Source organism: Micromonospora sp. NPDC006431 (genome assembly GCF_042870725.1).
Lineage (GTDB): Bacteria > Actinomycetota > Actinomycetes > Mycobacteriales > Micromonosporaceae > Micromonospora.
On sequence record NZ_JBIAHQ010000021.1, the window covers coordinates 44,470 to 62,089 of the forward strand.

Annotated in this window: 17 protein-coding genes; 10 read left to right on the top strand and 7 right to left on the bottom strand. The window is 73.9% G+C overall.

The features are described 5' to 3' along the window. Nucleotides 1-84 precede the first annotated feature (84 nt). Nucleotides 85-606, top strand: coding sequence for an ATPase (locus ACFYM6_RS28185; RefSeq protein ID WP_387280325.1), 522 nt, complete (start codon nt 85-87; stop codon nt 604-606). Between the two features lie 7 nt (nt 607-613). Here the strand turns inward: ACFYM6_RS28185 and ACFYM6_RS28190 are convergent, their stop codons facing one another. Further along, on the bottom strand, nt 614-1,450 hold the full coding sequence (locus ACFYM6_RS28190; protein ID WP_387280327.1) for a hypothetical protein: 837 nt from the start codon (nt 1,448-1,450) through the stop codon (nt 614-616). A gap of 330 nt (nt 1,451-1,780) precedes the next feature. Here ACFYM6_RS28190 and ACFYM6_RS28195 point away from each other — a divergent pair, with 330 nt between their 5' ends. Continuing rightward, entirely contained in the window at nt 1,781-2,731 is a 951-nt protein-coding gene (locus ACFYM6_RS28195; protein ID WP_387280328.1) for an endonuclease/exonuclease/phosphatase family protein, read from the top strand. Nucleotides 2,732-2,734: 3 nt separating this feature from the next. On the opposite strand, the gene ACFYM6_RS28200 is transcribed toward ACFYM6_RS28195, so the two are convergent. Continuing rightward, on the bottom strand, nt 2,735-3,163 hold the full coding sequence (locus ACFYM6_RS28200) for an OsmC family protein (protein WP_387280330.1): 429 nt from the start codon (nt 3,161-3,163) through the stop codon (nt 2,735-2,737). Nucleotides 3,164-3,295: 132 nt separating this feature from the next. Continuing rightward, on the bottom strand, nt 3,296-4,246 hold the full coding sequence (locus ACFYM6_RS28205) for a serine/threonine-protein kinase (protein WP_387280332.1): 951 nt from the start codon (nt 4,244-4,246) through the stop codon (nt 3,296-3,298). Between the two features lie 165 nt (nt 4,247-4,411). Between ACFYM6_RS28205 and ACFYM6_RS28210 the strand changes: the two genes are divergently transcribed. Further along, nucleotides 4,412-4,645 (top strand): hypothetical protein, encoded by a 234-nt coding sequence (locus ACFYM6_RS28210; RefSeq protein ID WP_387280334.1) that lies wholly within the window; start codon nt 4,412-4,414, stop codon nt 4,643-4,645. A 72-nt stretch (nt 4,646-4,717) separates the two neighbouring features. Here ACFYM6_RS28210 and ACFYM6_RS28215 read toward each other — a convergent pair whose 3' ends face one another. Continuing rightward, nucleotides 4,718-4,858, bottom strand: coding sequence for a hypothetical protein (locus ACFYM6_RS28215; protein ID WP_387280335.1), 141 nt, complete (start codon nt 4,856-4,858; stop codon nt 4,718-4,720). A gap of 169 nt (nt 4,859-5,027) precedes the next feature. Between ACFYM6_RS28215 and ACFYM6_RS28220 the strand changes: the two genes are divergently transcribed. From ACFYM6_RS28220 to ACFYM6_RS28230, 3 genes are all read left to right on the top strand, one after another. After that, on the top strand, nt 5,028-5,774 hold the full coding sequence (locus ACFYM6_RS28220; protein ID WP_387280337.1) for a response regulator transcription factor: 747 nt from the start codon (nt 5,028-5,030) through the stop codon (nt 5,772-5,774). A gap of 25 nt (nt 5,775-5,799) precedes the next feature. Further along, nucleotides 5,800-7,266 (top strand): sensor histidine kinase, encoded by a 1,467-nt coding sequence (locus ACFYM6_RS28225; protein WP_387280458.1) that lies wholly within the window; start codon nt 5,800-5,802, stop codon nt 7,264-7,266. Nucleotides 7,267-7,373: 107 nt separating this feature from the next. Further along, entirely contained in the window at nt 7,374-8,171 is a 798-nt protein-coding gene (locus ACFYM6_RS28230) for a helix-turn-helix domain-containing protein (protein ID WP_387280339.1), read from the top strand. Nucleotides 8,172-8,199: 28 nt separating this feature from the next. Here the strand turns inward: ACFYM6_RS28230 and ACFYM6_RS28235 are convergent, their stop codons facing one another. Further along, complete coding sequence (locus ACFYM6_RS28235; protein WP_387280341.1) at nt 8,200-8,598, bottom strand: VOC family protein; 399 nt, start codon at nt 8,596-8,598, stop codon at nt 8,200-8,202. 176 nt (nt 8,599-8,774) lie between these two features. On the opposite strand from ACFYM6_RS28235, the gene ACFYM6_RS28240 reads away from it, so the two are divergent. The 4 genes from ACFYM6_RS28240 to ACFYM6_RS28255 all read left to right on the top strand — a co-directional run bounded on the left by ACFYM6_RS28240 (nt 8,775) and on the right by ACFYM6_RS28255 (nt 13,861). Continuing rightward, on the top strand, nt 8,775-8,924 hold the full coding sequence (locus tag ACFYM6_RS28240; protein WP_167666652.1) for a hypothetical protein: 150 nt from the start codon (nt 8,775-8,777) through the stop codon (nt 8,922-8,924). 5 nt (nt 8,925-8,929) lie between these two features. Further along, on the top strand, nt 8,930-10,345 hold the full coding sequence (locus tag ACFYM6_RS28245) for a class I SAM-dependent methyltransferase (protein ID WP_387280343.1): 1,416 nt from the start codon (nt 8,930-8,932) through the stop codon (nt 10,343-10,345). Further along, nucleotides 10,338-12,380: a sulfatase-like hydrolase/transferase gene (locus ACFYM6_RS28250; protein ID WP_387280345.1), complete on the top strand. Its 2,043-nt coding sequence runs from the start codon at nt 10,338-10,340 to the stop codon at nt 12,378-12,380. The genes ACFYM6_RS28245 and ACFYM6_RS28250 overlap by 8 nt, the downstream gene beginning before the upstream one ends. Before the next feature lie 197 nt (nt 12,381-12,577). After that, nucleotides 12,578-13,861 (top strand): citrate synthase, encoded by a 1,284-nt coding sequence (locus tag ACFYM6_RS28255; protein ID WP_073836571.1) that lies wholly within the window; start codon nt 12,578-12,580, stop codon nt 13,859-13,861. 70 nt (nt 13,862-13,931) lie between these two features. Here ACFYM6_RS28255 and ACFYM6_RS28260 read toward each other — a convergent pair whose 3' ends face one another. Then, nucleotides 13,932-16,754: a M14 family zinc carboxypeptidase gene (locus ACFYM6_RS28260; RefSeq protein ID WP_387280347.1), complete on the bottom strand. Its 2,823-nt coding sequence runs from the start codon at nt 16,752-16,754 to the stop codon at nt 13,932-13,934. A 98-nt stretch (nt 16,755-16,852) separates the two neighbouring features. Continuing rightward, nucleotides 16,853-17,554, bottom strand: a complete 702-nt coding sequence (locus tag ACFYM6_RS28265) for a fasciclin domain-containing protein (RefSeq protein WP_387280349.1) — start codon at nt 17,552-17,554, stop codon at nt 16,853-16,855. Between the last annotated feature and the right edge of the window lie 66 nt (nt 17,555-17,620).

A 17,620-nucleotide genomic window follows, 5' to 3' on the forward strand; every position in this document is an offset into this window, starting at 1 on the left:
TTTGGGAACCGCCGCGGCGGCAGCCGCGACCCCTCAGGATCGGCAGGTGGGGGAAGTGACACCAGCTGCCTGGGGGGCGACAGTATGAGGTTCTCCGTCGTTGAGACCGGCTACGACCAGCGGCAGGTGGATGCCTGCCTGGACGAGCTGGGGATCCGGTTGGTCCGGCTCGCGGCGCGCGCGGAGAGTGCGGGCGGCGCCGGCCGCGAGTGGGACCAGGTCCGGCAGGAGGCGGGCCAGCTCTGCGACTTCCTGCACCGGCGTACCGCACCGGTCGACGTCGAGGTGGCCGCCTGGCGGGCCGGGGCCTCGACCCTGGAGCGGGAGGCGGCGGAGCTGCTGGCCCAGGCCCGCAGCGAGCTGGAGGCCGCCCGGGAGGAGGCCCGCCAGGTCCGCGAGCAGGCGTACGCCGAGGCGGTGCGGGCGCGCCGGGACTTCGAGGCGGCGCTGCTGGCCCGCCGCCGGCGCGCGGCCCAGACGGAGGAGATCCTGGCCGGGGTGCCGGGCGACGTGGTGCCGGCGGACACCCCGACCGCCGCCGCCGGGGTGCCGGCCACCCGGGTCGGTGCGGGCGGTCCCGGGCCGGCCGAGCGGAGCGCCGCCTGAGCCCTGCTCAGACCAGCGCCGCGACCACCGTGGTGGCCCGCTCCTCGTGCTGGGCGTACGCGTCGGGGAAGGCGGAGACCTGCACGGCCTGGGCGGCCTGGGTGACGCTCAGGTCCACCCAGCCGGGCACCTCGTTCAGCGCCGTGAAGAAGGCGCGGGCCGCGTACGCCGGCCGCATCAGGTCGGCGACCGTGCCCCAGCCGCTGCTCGGCCGCTGCTGGAACAGCCCGACCGAGTCGTGGTCGGATCCGCTGCCCTGGTGCGGGTAGTCGTAGGACTCGGGCAGCACGTCGCTGGCCAGGTTGTAGAGGTTGCTCTCCTGCATGGCCGTGGCGATGGCCACGACGAGCGCCCGGCGCGGCATCTGCATGGCCCGCCCGACGTCGACGATCACCTTGGCGTTGTCCATCTGGAGCTGGTCCAGACCGGCGACCGGGCGGGGGCGCTTGGGCTTGGCCGGCTTTTTCTTCGGCGCCTTCTTCTTCGTCGGAGTCGGGCTCGGTGTCGCGACCGGGATCGGGGTGACCGGCACGGCGACCGGGGGAGCGGTGCGGGTGAAATCCCGGGAGGCTGGCTGCTCTGCGGCGGCGCGGTCGGCGAGTACCTCGCGGACGGGCTCGTGCCGCTGGCCGGTGTCCTCGGCGCCGACGAACCCGAGCAGGCCGAGACAGCAGGTCACGCCGGCCGCCAGCGCGACCCGGGCGGGCGTTGACCGGAGCGGGCCGCGGCGCGGTGGTGCGGCCCGGTGTCGTCCGCTCCTCCGTTCGGCCGAGGCCCGGTCGGTCGTCAGGCCACACACGCACGTCTCGGTCTGGTTCTGCTGCGAGGGGTCGTCGGGGTGCACCCGGAGAGGCTAGAAAGCTTCGCGGCGGTTGCCACCAGGGTAGTTAGTGGCATGCGCCACAATTTGCCATGATCCGCCCCGGCAATACGCTCGGTGGATCACGAAAGCCGCCCTTCCTTCCTTTCGCATTTGTCGGTAATAACGGGAAGGGCATGATGAAGCGCGCGGATGATCATCTTTGCCGTGCTTCGCCCGCACCTCCCCCGTTCGGCCCATGCGCACCCCCGCCACCTGCGGTTTCGGGTCGGCCGGTGGGCCCAACCACACGGCGGTCGGGGTGTGCCGGCATCGCGGCCACCGGGGGCGGGCCGGCTCGATACGATGCGGACGGTGACGGAGCAGATGGTGGATGAGCGGGCCGCCGGTGACCCCAGCGGTCGCCCGGACCGGCGGGGACTGCTCGTCGGCCTCCTCGCCGTGCTGCTCGCCGTGCTGCTGGCCGGCCATCGGGTGGTGCCCAACGTGCACGGCCTGGGCAGCCTGGTCGACAGCGTCACCCCGCTGCTCGGTCTGGGCGTACCCCCGCTCGCGCTCGCGGCCCTGCTGCGCCGGTCCCGGCGGGCGCTGCTGGCCGTGCTCCTGCCGGCCGTCGTCTGGGCCGCGCTCTTCGGTGGCGCCTGGCTGCCGCCGGCGGCCGGCACCGGGCCGTCCTCGATCCGGGTGGCCAGCCAGAACCTGCGTTCCGGCAACCCCGACCCGGCGGCCACGGTCGACGCGCTCGCCGGTGCGGGCGCGGACCTGATCGGGCTGCAGGAGGTCGACGACGGCGACCGGGTCGACGTGGCGTTGGGCCAGCGGTACCCGCACCGGGCCGCGGTGTCGACGGTCGCGCTGTGGAGCCGGTGGCCGATCCGCGACTCGGTGGGCGTGGACACCGGCCTGGGCTGGGACCGGGCGTTACGGGCCGTGGTCGCCGCCCCCCAGGGCGACCTCGTGGTGTACGTGGTCCATCTGGGCTCCGCCCGGGCCGGGCACACCGTCACCCGGGACGAGACCCTCGCCGCGCTGGCCGCCAAGGTCCGGGACGACCACGCCTCCCGCCTGGTGGTGCTCGGCGACCTCAACACCGCCACCACCGACCGGGTCTTCGCGCCGCTCACCCGGCTGCTGAACGACGCGCAGGCCGACGCCGGTCAGGGCTTCGGGTTCACCTGGCCGGCGGAGCTGCCGGTGACCCGCCCGGACCACGTGCTCTACCGGGGGCTCACCCCCACCGCGGCGGGCGTGCTGCACACCCCGGACAGCGACCACCGCGCGGTGACCGCCAGCTTCCGCTGGTAGCGGTCAGTGCCGGCCGCCGTCCGCCGGCGTGACGGTCAGCCGGTGGCGGCTGTTGTCGCCGCTGGAGAACGGCCACAACCGATCGGCGTGCACGACCAGGTCGGCCAACTGGTCCCGGGTCAGCCCGGCGGAGGAGATCTCCGCGTGCACATCGGCCCGGTACCGGCCGTCGTCGTCGCGGCCGAGCCTCGCCTCCGCGGTCACCTCGACGGTGTGCGCCTCGTCGGTGATCTCGGCGGCCGCCTCCACCGCCGCATGGTGCAGGCAGGACGCGAACGCGGCGGCCAGCAGCTGCTCCGGCGTCAGCCCGGTGCAGTGCGGCGCCAGCGGGGACGCCAGGGCCGTGGAGAGCCCGCCGTCGCCGGTGCGTACGTGACCGCCCGCGGCGGTCGCCGTGGCTTTCTCGTGCAGCCAGGAACTCGGATCCGACATCGCGTTCCTCCCGTCGCTCACCCGCCCGGCTACCCGACCGCCGCCCCGCGAAACCGTGCCGGGAGCACCGCGGACGGTCCGCCGAGCGGCGGCGTGACCAGCGCCTGCGGCGGCCGGATCAGCGCGGGCGCGTCAAGGTCGGCGCGTCCAGGTCGGCTCGTCCAGGCCCATCGCCTCGGTCGACGCGGCGGCGGCCTGCTCGGTCCACGGGGACACCGGGGCCGGACGCTGCCGGGGCGCGGCCGGCGGCATCATCGGCACGTACACCCGGGCATCGACCGCCTCCGCCAGCAGCAGCGCGGCCATCAGGCTGGTCGGGCGCCGGGCCGGATCCTCGGACAGGCACCGGCGGCAGAGGTCGGCGACCTCCGGCGGCAGGCCGTCGATCTCCGGCAGCGGCTCCGGCGCCTGCCGCCGGCGGCTGCCCAGATACTGGGTGGTGCTGCTGGCGGCGTACGGCAGCCGACCGGTCAGGCAGTAGTAGAGGAGCACGCCGAGGGCGTACATGTCAGCCGCGGGGGTGGCCGGCTGCCGGTCCAGCTGCTCGGGCGCCAGATACGCGGGAGTGCCGATCACCACGCCGTCCGGGGTCTGGTCGGGGGTACCGGCCGGGGTGGCGATGCCGAAGTCGAGCACCTTCACCCCGGCCGGGGTGAGGATCACGTTCGCCGGCTTCACGTCCCGGTGCACGATGCCCTGCGCGTGCGCCGCGGCCAGCGCCGCGCTCACCTCGGCGCACACCCGGACCCCGATCCGCCAGTCCAACGGGCCGCCCCGCAGGTGCACGGCGAGCGTCTCGCCCTCGGCCAGCTCCATCACGATGTACGGCAGCTCGCGTCCGTCCGGGGCGGTGGCGGTGCCGAAGTCGTGCACGCTGGCCACGTTCGGGTGCACGAGGCGGGCCGCGGAGCGGGCCTCGCCCCGGATCCGCTCGACCGACGTGGCCTCACCGTCCAGCCCGGGAGAGATCAGCTTCACCGCCACGGTCCGGTCCAGCACCAGGTCGTGGGCCCGCCAAACCTCCGACATGCCCCCGACGCCGACGCGCTGTTCGAGCTCGTACCGCCCGCCCAGCGTCCTCATCGACCTCTCCTCGCCGTCGCGTCCGGTCCGGGAAACGCCCCGGTACTGCGGGTCGCGGTACCCGAGCCCCGAGCAGGGCAAACCGCCGGGGGTTTCGCCCGCCGGGCCGACGGCGCGGGTAGGTTCCCCGGAAGGGGTCGTGCCGGCGGGAACGGAGGGTGCGCGATGGCTCTGGTGCGCGTACGGTTCGTCGGCGGACCCGCCCACGACCTGGTCCGGGAGTTGCCGGCCGAGCCGGACGGGGAGCCGCCGCGGCGGTGGATCATGCGGCACCCGGGCGAGGCGGCCGCTGCGCCCGGTGACGAGACCGACCACCTCTACGAGCGCGACCGGCGGGACGGCTGGGGCACCTGGACGATGCGGTACGTGCGCACCGAGCCGTTCGGCGCCACCGAGTGAGCGGGCTCAGGCCGGCCGATCGCCGTCCACGCACCTGCCGACAGGTGAGCACCCGGTAGCCCTGCCGGCAGATCACCATCGGGTGGCCGGCTGGGGCAGGGCCGCTGGCCGGGCCTGCGGCCAGGCGGGGTACGCCCTGGTCGGCCAGCCATGCCCGCCCAGGTCCAGCCGGAGCGACGGCGGCACGGCCAGCAGGTCCCCCCGCAGCGACACCGCCCGTCAGCCGGCGAGCCACCAGGCGGCGGGCCGAGCGGCCGGCCGCGCCGCCCGGGGCCGCCGGATCGGTGCGGACCGCCCGCGCGGGACCGCCGTGGGGGGCCGCACAGCTGGTACACAGGATCGGGACAGGCGCGGCACAGCGGGGCGGCCCACGATAGGGGACATGGTGATGGACGGGCAGGCCATGCGGGGTCGGATCGAGCTGCGCCGACCGGACGGCGAACCGGTGCGCGTACTGGTGGTCGACGACGAGCCGACGCTGACCGACCTGCTCGCGATGGCCCTGCGCTACGAGGGCTGGGAGGTGTCCACGGCCGGCAACGGGACGGCCGCGATCACCACCGCCCGGCACGTCAAGCCCGACGTGGTGGTGCTCGACGTCATGCTCCCCGACCTGGACGGCTTCCAGGTGCTGCGCCGGCTGCGCGAGGAGACCCCGAGCGTGCCGGTGCTCTTCCTCACCGCCAGGGACGCGGTGGAGGAACGGATCGCCGGGCTCACCGTCGGCGGGGACGACTACGTCACCAAGCCGTTCAGCCTGGAGGAGGTGATCGCCCGGCTGCGTGCCCTGCTGCGCCGCTCCGGGTTCGCGGTCGCCACCCGCGAGGAGGCCGTGCTCACCGTCGGCGACCTCAGCCTGGACGAGGACAGCCACGAGGTACGCCGCGGCGCCGACCTGATCACCCTCACCGCCACCGAGTTCGAGCTGCTGCGCTACCTGATGCGCAACCCGCGCCGGGTGCTCAGCAAGGCGCAGATCCTCGACCGGGTCTGGAACTACGACTTCGGCGGCCAGGCCAACGTGGTCGAGCTGTACATCTCGTACCTCCGCAAGAAGATCGACGCGGGCCGCGAGCCGATGATCCACACGCTGCGGGGCGCCGGGTATGTCCTCAAGCCGGCGGAGTGACCTGGCCGGGCGGCTGCGTCGCCGGCTGGCCGGCTGGTCGCTGCGCCGCCGCCTGGTGCTCTCCGTGGTGGCGCTGCTCGCGCTGGTCAGCGTCGGCATCGGCGGACTGACCACGGTCGCCCTGCAGCACTTCCTCGTCAACCAGGTCGACAACCAGCTGACCATGAACGACCGGCGGGCCGGGGGCGCCGGGGACGTGCCGCCCTGGGTGCGTCCGCCTGGGGATCCGCGGCGGCCGGTGGACCCCTGCACCCAGCAGCTGGAGCCGCCGCGCGGATTCCCGCCGGGCTCGCTCGCGGTGCGGGTCGCCTGTGGAGCCACCACGGCGGTGGCCCGGGACGAGTCCGGGGGTGTGGACGAGGTTCCCACCCGCGACGTCACCGCGATCGCCGCGCTCCCACTCGACGGGCGGCCCCGTACCGTCGATGTCGGCGATCGGGGTGACTATCGCGCGGCGGCTCACAGAACGGCCGATGGCAACATGCAGGCCGTCGCCATCCCGCTCTCCGGGGTGCAGGAGACGGTGATGTGGATGGTCGTCGCCCAGGCCAGCGTGATCGGCGCGGGACTGATCATCGCGGGGGGCCTCGGCGCGCTGATCGTCCGGGCCACGCTGCGCCCGCTGAACCGGGTCGCCGCCACCGCCAGCCGGGTCACCGAGCTGCCGCTGGATCGCGGCGAGGTGGCGCTGTCGGTCCGGGTGCCGGCGGCCGACACCGACCCGCGGACCGAGGTGGGGCAGGTGGGCGGCGCGCTCAACCGGATGCTCGGCCACGTCGCCGCCGCGCTCGCCGCCCGCCAGGCCAGCGAGACCCGGGTACGCCAGTTCGTCGCCGACGCCAGCCACGAGCTGCGCACCCCCCTGGCGGCGATCCGAGGGTACGCGGAGGTGGCCCGGCGCGGCCGGGACGAGGTGCCGCCGGACGTGGCCCACGCGCTGCGCCGGGTCGAGTCCGAGAGCACCCGGATGACCAGCCTCGTCGACGACCTGCTGCTGCTCGCCCGGCTGGACTCCGGGCGGCCCCTCGCGGCCGAGCCGGTCGACCTCACCGCCCTCGTAGTGAACGCGGTCAGCGACGCCCACGTGGCCGGCCCCGACCACCGCTGGCAGCTGGACCTGCCGGACGAGCCGGTGAGCGTCACCGGCGACGCCCACCGGCTGCACCAGGTGCTGGCCAACCTCCTCGCCAACGCCCGGGTGCACACCCCGCCGGGCACCACCGTGACCACCCGGCTGGCGCCGGTGACCGACGGCGTCGAACTCAGCGTCACCGACGACGGCCCCGGTATCCCCGCCGACCTCCAGCCGGAGGCCTTCGAGCGTTTCGCCCGCGGCGACAGCTCCCGCTCCCGGGCGCACGGCAGCACCGGGCTCGGTCTGGCCATCGTGGCCGCCGTGGTGGAGGCCCACCACGGCCGGGTCGACGTGGCCAGCCGTCCCGGCCGGACCACCTTCACGGTGCGGCTGCCGGGATCCACAGCCGACGCCTAGGTGCGCCGCGAACCTTGCCGCCACCGCCCTGCGCTTCATCCTGCTCCGCCTCGCCATGCACCACCGCCGCCCCTGACCGCCCACGGGTGGCGTGGCAGGGTGGAGGAATGTACCGGGAACGGGCAGCGGCGGGCATTGGTGGGGCGGTGGTGTGGGAGAGCGTCGCGGTGGGCGCGGCGCCGGCCCGGGTGCTGCCCGACGGGTGCCTGGACCTGCTCTGGTCCAGCCGTGCCGGGCTGCTGGTCGCCGGTCCTGATCGGACCGCCCACCTCTCCGTCAGCGTGCCGGGCGAGCGGTGGGTCGGGCTGCGGCTGCCGCCCGGCACCGGTCCGGCCGTCGTCGGTGTCCCCGCAGACGAGCTGCGGGACCGCCGCGCCCCGCTGACCGACCTGTGGGGCCGGGCGGCCGCCGAGCTGGCCGACCGGCTGGCGGTGGCCGCCGAGGCCCGGCCTCCGGGGCCATCCGCCGGCGCCGCGGGTGCCGGGCCGGCCGTCTCCCTAGCCGCGCCGGCCGATGTGGTGGCGCCGGGCCGGGCCGCGCCGGTCGGCGCGGTGCTGGAGGCGGTCGCGGTGGCACGGCTGCGCGCCGCCGGCGGGCCCGACCCGCTCGGCGCGTGGGTCGCCGCCCGGCTGGCGGCCGGCGCCACCGTGGCGGCCACCGCCGCCGAGGTCGGCCTCGGCGCGCGGGCGCTGCACCGGCGCAGCCAGGCCCTCTTCGGGTACGGCCCGAAGACCCTCGCCCGCATCCTGCGGATGCGCCGCGCCCTCGACCTGGCCCGTGCCGGCACCCCGCTGGCCGAGGCCGCCGCCCGGACCGGGTACGCCGACCAGGCCCACCTCACCCGCGAGGTGAAGGATCTCGCCGGGGTGCCCCCGACCCACCTGCTGTCGGCCCGCCGCGGCTGACCGTTCGCCGCCGGACGAGCGCCCGGGGTCAGGCCCGGTCGAGCGGGGCGAACAGGTCCACGCCGTTGCCGTCCGGGTCGTGCAGGACCGCGTACCGCTGGCCCCAGAAGGCGTCCCAGGGCGGCAGGTGGCCGTGGTAGCCGGCGGCGGTCAGCTCCGCGTACCAGCGGTCGACCTCGGCGGGGTCGGCACAGCGGAAGGCCAGGTTCATCCGGGGACTGCCGGTGGCCGGCGTGTAGCCCGGGTTGAAGGTGCGCACCATCTCGACCGCGTCCCAGGCCAGCCGGACGCCGTTGTCCAGGGTGATCTCCACGTGCGGTTCCCGCTCCGCGCCCGGCGGGATCGCCAGCCCCAGCCGGCGGTAGAAGTCGAGGGTGCGGCCCATGTCGGTGACGGCCATGCCGATCAGATCGAAGTGCGGTGTCATGGCCGCCACGGTAGGGGCGGGCGGGCCGGGGCGTCTTGAACGGAACGGACGTGGGTGGAGTGGCGGGTGTGCCCGACACGGACCGCCTCGGCGGCGTACGGTGAAGGACAAGTCCGGCTTAAAGGCCGAAAGCCCCTATATCGGGCCGGCCTCCATCAACAGGGAAGGGGGCAGCCGTGACGCACCTGGCCTACCTGGATGCGGGATCCGGCAGCCTGATCGTGCAGGCGGTGGTCGGAGGGGTGGCCGGCGCGGCGGTGGCCGCCAAGCTCTACTGGCGACGGTTGGTGGCCCGGTTCCGCCGGCAGCCCACCGACCGGAGCTGACCGGCGTGGCCTTCTTCGACACCAGCGTCCGGGCGGAGCCCGGCTCCTTCCGCGACCCTGGCAACCGGGTCTTCCACCGCCACGGCGAGGTGTTGCGCGGGCTCGACGAGCGGTCCGCCCGGGACTGGCAGGCCCTGGCCGCCGCCGACTTCTTCCGCGACCTGCTCGCCGCCGGCAAGGTCTGCGGCACCGAGGAGCTCACCCCGGCCCCGGTTGACCTGCCCTGGGCGGCGGTGCTCCGGCACGAGCGCATCCCGTTCGTCTCCCACCCGTACGAGTGGACGTACGGCATGCTGCGCGACGCCGCCCTGCTGCACCTGGACGTCCTGCGGATGGCGCTGGCCGACGGCTTCACCACCAAGGACGGCTCGGCGTACAACCTTCAGTGGCGGGGCGCCACGCCGGTCTTCATCGACGTCGGCTCGTTCGAGCCGGCCCGCGACGGGGAGCCCTGGGCCGGGTACCGGCAGTTCTGCCAGACCCTGCTCTATCCCATGCTGCTCCAGGCCCACCTCGGGGTCGACTTCCAGCCCTGGCTGCGGGCCGGGATCGACGGCATCGAGCCGGACCAGATGCGGCGGCTCTTCGGCGGCACCCGACGCTGGCGGCCCGGGGTGCTCACCCACGTCCACCTGCACGGTGCGATGCAGGCCCGCAACGCCCGGGCCAGCACCGCCGACGTCCGCGCCCAGCTGCGGGCCGCCGGCTACTCGCGCGAGCTGGCCCTGGCGACCGTACGCGGGCTGGAGAAGCTGGTCCGGCGGCTGGACCACCGGCCGGGGGAGAGCTACTGGTCGGACTACCAGCGCACCTGCGCGTACTCGGTGCCGGACCGGCAGGCCAAGGAGGAGTTCGTCGACCGGGCGGTGGCCGCCGCCGCGCCCGGGCTCGTGCTCGACCTGGGCGCCAACGACGGCCGGTACGCCCGGATCGCCGCCCGGCAGGCCGGCTACGTGGTCGCGGTCGAGCAGGACGCGGCGGTGGCCGACGCGCTCTACCGCGCCCTGCGGGCGGCGGGGGAGCGGCGGGTCCTGCCGCTGGTGATGGACCTGGCCGACCCGTCGCCCGGCGGGGGCTGGCGCGGCGTCGAGCGGGCCGCCTTCGGCGACCGGGCGCGGGCCGACCTGGTGCTCGCGCTGGCGGTGGTGCACCACCTGGCGATCGGCCGGAACGTGCCGCTGGCCGAGGTGCTGGACCAGTTCGTCGCACTGACCGCACCCGGCGGCAGCCTGGTCGTGGAGTTCGTCCACCCCGAGGACCCGATGGCGCGCCGGCTGCTGGCCAACAAGCCCGACGGACTCTTCCCCGACTACCGGCGGGAGGCGTTCGAGCCGCTGCTCGCGGCGCGCGGCCGGATCGTCCGCCAGGCCGAGCTGCCGTCCGGCACCCGCACGCTCTACCAGGTGGTGGTACATGGCTGACACCCTCGCGCCGCCCGAGGTACGCCCGGTCGCGCCGGCGCCCTCCGGCGGCCGGCGGGTCTGGCGGAGCGAACTGGGCCGGCTTCTGGAGGTGACGGCACTGGTCGGGCTGGTGGTCACCCAGCCGCTGCTGGACGTGCTGGGGCGCAGCCCCGACTTCTTCCTGTTCCACCGCGCCTCCCCGGCCGACGTCCTGCTCCTGGTGGCTCTGATCGCGATCGCGCCGACCGTGCCGGTCGCCCTGTTCGGCGCGGTCAGCCTGTGCGCCGGGCGGGTCACCCGGGCGGTCGTGCACACCCTCGTGGTGGGGCTGTTGCTGGCCGCGCTCGCCGTCCAGGTCGGGCGGCACACCACGTCGCTGCGGGGCGTACCGCTGCTGCTGGCGGCGGCCGTGGCCGGTGCCGTCGGGGCGGCCGCGCACCGTCGCTGGCGGGCGCCGGAGCGGGTGCTGCGGCTGGCCGCCGTCGGGCCGGCGATCTTCGTCGGCCTCTTCCTCTTCGCCTCCCCGGCCTCGGCGGTGGTGCTGCCCCGCGGCCACGCCGGCGCCGCCGGGGTGGCCGGCGCGGGCGTCCACCCACCGGTGGTCATGATCGTCCTGGACGAGCTGCCGCTGGTCTCGCTGCTCGGCTCGGACGGGCGGATCGACGCCACCCGGTACCCGCACTTCGCCGAGCTGGCCGCCGACTCGACCTGGTACCGCAACGCCACCGGCGTCAGCGGCTGGACGCCGTACGCGCTGCCGGCCATGCTGACCGGCCGTTACCCGGCCGAGCCGGTCGCCCCGCACTACTCGCAGTACCCGGACAACCTCTTCACCGCCCTGGGCGGCCTGTACGAGATCAAGGCGGAGGAGAGCATCACCCGGCTCTGCCCGCCCAGTCGCTGTGAGCAGGCGGCCGCGCCGCAGCAGGGCCTCGGCGTGCTGGTCCGGGAGAGCGGCAAGCTGCTGCGGCAGGTCACCGCGCCGGTGGACATCCGGGTCGACCCCGAGACGTCGTACCGGGAGCTGACCCGGGCCGAGGCGGGGCTGGACGCGGCCGAGCCGGTCCCGGCGGACCCGAAGTTCCGCTGGGACGCCCTCAACGCCAACCAGCCGGCCCGGTTCACCAGCTTCCTCGCCGGGCTGCGCCCCTCGTCCCGGCCCACCCTGCACTTCCTGCACCTGCTGATGCCGCACGCGCCGTGGGCGTACCTGCCGTCCGGGGCCCGGTACGCCGCGCCGGAGGACCTGCCCAACGACGGCGCCGGCTGGGTGGACCTGGCCCGGCAGCGGCACCTGGCGCAGCTCGGATACACGGACCGGCTGATCGGCGAGACGCTGCGGACGCTGCGCGCCTCCGGCCTTTACGACCAGGCCCTCGTCCTGGTCACCGCCGACCACGGGGTGAGCTTCCTGCGCGACTGGCAGGGCCGGGGGATGGACGCCATCAACCACGCCGCCGACCAGGTCGCCTGGGTGCCGATGTTCGTCAAGGAGCCCGGCCAGCGGACCGGCCGGGTCGACGACCGGAACTGGCAGCACGTCGACCTGCTGCCCACCATCGCCGACGAGACCCACATCCGGATCCCCTGGCGGATGGACGGCCGCTCGGCGAAGCAGTCCCCGCGCGAGGGCGCCGACAAGCGCTTCTACGACCGGCCCGGGGAACCGGTGCCGATCACCGGCGGGGTGCCGTCCCCGCCCGCCACCCCCGCCCCGGATCCGCTGGTCGGCGCCAGGCCCGGCAGCCGACCCGCCGGCGGTACGGCCACCGTGGCGAACCTCGCCGCGTTCCGCGCCGTCGACCCGGCGAACGGCGACCTGCCCGCCCTGGTCTGGGGCACCGTGCCGGCCTCGGTGCCGAACGGGACGAAGCTCGCGGTGGCGGTCAACGGGACCGTCGGCGCGGTGGTCCCGGTCGTCCCGCCCGACAAGGGTGGCCGGCGGTTCGCGGCGCTGCTGCCCGACGACCGGCTCTTCGCCGCCGGGGTCAACCGCCTGGACATCTACCGGGTGGCCGCGGACGGCGCCCTGCGCCGGCTCACCCTGTCCTGACCGCGTCGCGGTGCCCTTCCGACGCCCCGGCGCGCGGCGGCGTGGTCGCGCTTCCACGGGGTTTCCCAGCCGGCAAGTCGGGAATCGCGTGACGCATACCTCACCGTAGAACCATGACGAGCGGTGTCCTCCCGACCGTAAGTACGGTAAAAGCGAAGGCAATTCAACGAAGATCTTGCCGGCGAAGCGAGGAACACATGACGGAAGTCAAGCTCGACCACCCCGGTGGGCAGCTGTCGATGCCGGTGCAGTCCGCGGTCGAGGGCCCCGCCGGCATCCGGGTGGGCAATCTGCTCAAGGAAACCGGGATGACCACCTACGATCCCGGTTTCGTCAACACCGCGTCCTGCTCGTCCGCGATCACCTACATCGACGGTGACGCGGGCATTCTGCGGTACCGGGGCTACCCGATCGAGCAGCTGGCCGAGAACTCCTCCTTCCTGGAGGTCTCGTACCTGCTGATCTACGGTGAGCTGCCGACCCCGCAGCAGCTCACCGAATTCAGCGAACGGATCCGGCGGCACTCGCTGCTGCACGAGGAGATGCGCCGCTTCTTCGACGGGTTCCCGCGCGACGCGCACCCGATGGCCGTGCTCTCGTCGGCGGTCAGCGCCATCTCGACCTTCTACCAGGACAGCCTGGACCCGTTCGACTCCGAGCACGTGGAGATGTCCACGGTGCGGCTGATGGCGAAGGTCCCCACCATCGCCTCGTACGCGTACAAGAAGTCGATCGGCCAGCCGCTGCTGTACCCGGACAACTCGCTGGGCTACGTCGAGAACTTCCTGCGGATGACCTTCGGCGTGCCGGCCGAGCCGTACGAGGTCGACCCGGTGGTGGCCCGGGTGCTGGACATGCTCTTCATCCTGCACGCCGACCACGAGCAGAACTGCTCCACCTCGACCGTGCGCCTGGTCGGCTCCAGCAACGCCAACCTCTTCGCCTCGGTCTCGGCCGGGGTGAACGCCCTCTTCGGCCCGCTGCACGGCGGCGCCAACCAGGCCGTGCTGGAGATGCTCCAGCGGATCCAGGCCGACGGCGGCGACGTCCGCTCCTTCGTGCAGAAGGTGAAGGACAAGCAGGACGGCGTGAAGCTGATGGGCTTCGGCCACCGGGTCTACAAGAACTATGACCCGCGCGCCGCCATCGTGAAGAAGGCCGCCCAGGACGTGCTCGGCCGGATGGCCAAGCCGGACCCGCTGCTGGACCTCGCGGTGCAGCTTGAGGAGATCGCCCTCGCGGACGACTTCTTCGTCTCCCGCCGGCTCTACCCGAACGTGGACTTCTACACCGGCCTGATCTACAAGGCCATGGGCTTCCCGACCAAGATGTTCACGGTGCTCTTCGCCCTGGGCCGGCTGCCCGGCTGGATCGCCCAGTGGCGCGAGATGATCAACGACCCGGAGACCAAGATCGGCCGCCCGCGCCAGATCTACACCGGCTACCCGCAGCGGGACTACGTCCCCGTCGCGGAGCGCTGATTCCGGTCCTGACGGCGAAGGCCGCCGACCCCGTACGGGGTCGGCGGCCTTCGCCCTATCGGCTGGTGCGTCAGCCCACCAGGGAGCGCAGCGGGATCTGCGCGTCCCGGAGGGCGGTCACCAGCTCACGCAGGTACGGGTGCTCGTCGGCCTGCAGGCCGTCCCGGTTCGGGATCACCAGGTAGGCCGACCCGTTCGCCACCGAGACCCGGGCGGTGTCGGTGTACCGGGCGACGATCGCCGCGGCGCGGTCGCGGTCACCGGCCGCCACCTCGACGGTGATCGGCCGCCACTCGCCGCCCAGGTTCTCCGCCACCGGCGCCGCCGCGGCGGCGGTCCGGGCGGGGTCGACGCCGGTCGTGCGGCTCAGGGCGGCCCGGCTCGGCGCGGCGCCCGCGCCCGCCGGGTAGAGCAGCGCATTGGCCACCAGGTGCTGTGCGTTCTCGGTGTACGCCCGGAAGAGCGGGTTGAATGCGAACAGCACCGCCCGGCCGGCGCCGGTCGGCTCGTCCACCAGGGCGACCGTCCCCTTCAGTGCGTCGCTGTGCACCGCATAGCCGTTCGACCAGAAGGTGTCACCGGACGGGTAGCTGAGCACGTTGGTGCCGGTGCTGCTCGGGTTCAGGATCGAGTCTTCGTTGTTGAACGCGAAGTCCTCCGCCGGGCGGCCCAACGCGACCGGGCTGTCGTGATCGACGTCGACCCGCAGTTGCGAGCCGGGCACCTGGTAGTCGTCCGGCTTCCGCTTCTCCGTCGTCGAGGTGAGGCCAGCGGCCCGGGCCATCCGGGTGCCCTCGTTCCGCAACCCGATGTAGGTGTGGCCCTGGGCGATCCAGTTCCGCAGGTTGGCCTGCCCGGCGGCGGTGAGCCCGCCGGTCGCGCTGCTGCCGTCCGGCACGAGCAGCACGGTGCGCTCGGTGAACGCCGGGGTGTTGTCGTTGATGTCGGCGGTGGTCACCGGCTTCAGGTCGAGGCCCCACCGCTTGCCCAGCAGGTACCGGGCCTCGCCGTGGGAGCCGGAGGTCAGCGAGATGCCGGTGCCCCGGAACAGCCCGACGTCCGGCAGGTCCACGGGCGTCCCGCTGGCCGCCGTGTCGTGCGGGCTCAGGGTCACCCCGAGCGACCGGGCCAGCTGGTCGATCTCCTGGGTCAGGCTCTTCGCGGGGAAGCCCACCACGCTGGTCTCGAGGTCACGGACCAGCGGCACGCCCTGGCCGAGCAGCCGGAAGGTGAGTTCGGCCGCCGCCGCGGAGTCCAGCGGGTAGGCGTACGACCCCTTCGCCCCGGCCGCCGAGGGCTTGCCGCCGGAGATCTGCCGGACGAGCTGGGCCGGGGGCCGGACATCGTCGCCGGTGTAGATGGTGTTCACGCCCATGAGCAGCGGGTTGCTCCAGGCCGACACGTCATAGAAGTAGGGGAACGGCACGTACGCGTCCTCGCCCATGATCGCCTGGATCCAGTGCTTCTGCGGCTGGTCCATCGGGATCCAGTACGCGCCCACGGGCACCGTGACGTCGGTCGCGGTGCGCCCGCCGGAGATCCGCGCGTTGGGCACCGTGGTCGGTTTGGTCACCTCGTACACCTCGACGTCCATCCGGCGCAGCCGCTCGACCAGCTGGCGTACGTCGGCGAGCTGGCGGTCGGGCAGCAGGAAGTACGACCGGATCTTGACGTCCGGCACCGGGAACTGGACGGTGTTGGTGGGCTGGACCACCTCGTTCGGCTCCAGCGTGCCGGCCTTGCCCTGGGCCAGGGCGTCCGTCCAGATCTTGAAGTAGCCGGTCAGCACCTCGTGCTTGTTCGCGGCGGCCCAGCCGAGGGTCGACCACTGGGTGTGGAACTGCTGCTGGACCCGGTCGGCCACGGCCGACGCGCTGCCCTTCTCGAAGGTCATGCCGGCGGCGCCGAAGCCGGCGGCGGGCACCGTGTCGCCGTACCCCATGAAGAACAGGTCGTACCTTGCGTAGTTGAAGTAGCACTCGGTGGTGACGGCCCCGCCACAGGCGCCGTTGAACCCGAAGCCGGCCTTGTTGGCCTCGCCGATCCGGTTGATCCAGTCGACGTTCTCGCTGGAGATCTCGTGGTGGATCGGGTCGGCGTTCGGCGGGAAGAAGTACTGCTGACCGCCCATCTCGTGGGCGTCGATGAAGACCTGCGGCGGGTACTGCCGCAGGAGTTCGATCTTGCCGTCGGTCTCCTGCTGGGTCCGGGCGAACCAGTCCCGGTTCATGTCGAAGCCGTACTCGTTCTGCCGGCGGCTGGCGTCGCGGCCGTCCGGGTTCTGCGTCGGCACGATGACGGTGACCAGGTTGTCGTTCCGCTCCGCGACCGCACAGGACAGGCCGGAGGCCAGCTCGTACAGGGTCTTCAGGGCGGCGTCGGTGCCGCTCTTCTCCCCGCCGTGCACGTTCGCGGTCACCCAGACGATGGCCGGGCGGTCGGTCGCGGTCTCGGCGGCCTTCTTCGCCGTGATGCCGCGCGGATCCCGCAGGTCGCGGATGTCCCGGGCGATCTGCTGCAGGGCGCCCGGTTGGACGTGCCGCTCGTTCGAGACGATGGCGTACGGCAGCGGCTGGCCGAGCACGCTCGTCGCCATGACGCCGGTGACCACCCGGTCGGAGGCGTCGTCGACGGCCTTGAGGTAGCCACGGACCTCGTCGTTGGTGACGACGCGTTCCTGGCCGGTGCCGAGCGGGAAGCCCAGCGCGGACTCCGGGCTGGGCACGGTGGACAGTCGGGCAGCGGGGTCGTTGCTGCAGCTGGGGGCGGTGGGGGCGGCGCCGGCCGGGGCGCCCCCGAGCAACGGCGTCAGGCCGGCCAGCAGGAGCAGCGTGGCGACGCCGGCTGTTCTCTTCGGGGGGACCGCCCCGGGCGGACGCTTCGACAGGCGCATCGGGATGCCTCTCTTCGTTGATTGGGGGAGATCAACTGGGGTGGATTCGAAACCCTATGATCTGCGGTTTCGTGCGGTCAAGATGCGGCTGGTGCCGTTCAGTGCGCCCGGTGCCCGCCGGGGCCGCCGGTGGTGGGCAGGTTACCGAGCACCCGGTTGATGATGTGGATCCGTGCGTCGGCGGCCCGGTAGTCGGCGCACACGGTGTCGGCCTGGTCGGCCAGGCGCACGCTCGCGCCGCCCCCGGTGACCGTGAGCTTGGTGCCGGCGAGCGTGGTGACCCCACCGGCGGCCACCATGTCGGACAGCGACAGCGACCCGGCGACCAGGTGGTCGCGGAGCAGGCCGCGAAGCTTCTCCTTGTCGGTGATGAACAGTTGGTCCAGGTTGTCCTCGGAGAACTTGGCGGCGAAGGCGTCGTCGGTGGGGGCCAGGATGGTCACCCCCGACCCGCCGTGCAGGTCCTCGGCCAGCCCGGACGCCCGTACGGCCGCCTCGAAGGTGGTGAGCACGGGAAGCCACTGCAGGGCCGCCTCGGCCGGCTGACCGGCCAGGGCGGCCGGGTTGCCGGGCTCGCTGCCGGTGGGCAGCAGGTCGCACAGGGGCCCGGTCACGGCCACGGCCGCCGGTGCGCCGGCCGCCGCGGGCCGCTCGGCGCCGGAGCAGGCCGTGCCGGTGAGTACCAGGGACAGGGCGGCCCCGGCGAGCGCCGACATCCGTCGCCGGGGGTGGTGACGGCGGGCCGGCCACCGGAGCCGGGGGAGGGGTCGGGGTGGCGTAGGCAGGACGGGCTGGTCCACGGCGTTCTCCAGGTCCGGAAACGGGTTGTACCGGCAGGCCCGGGAGGTCGGGCCTGCCGGTACGAC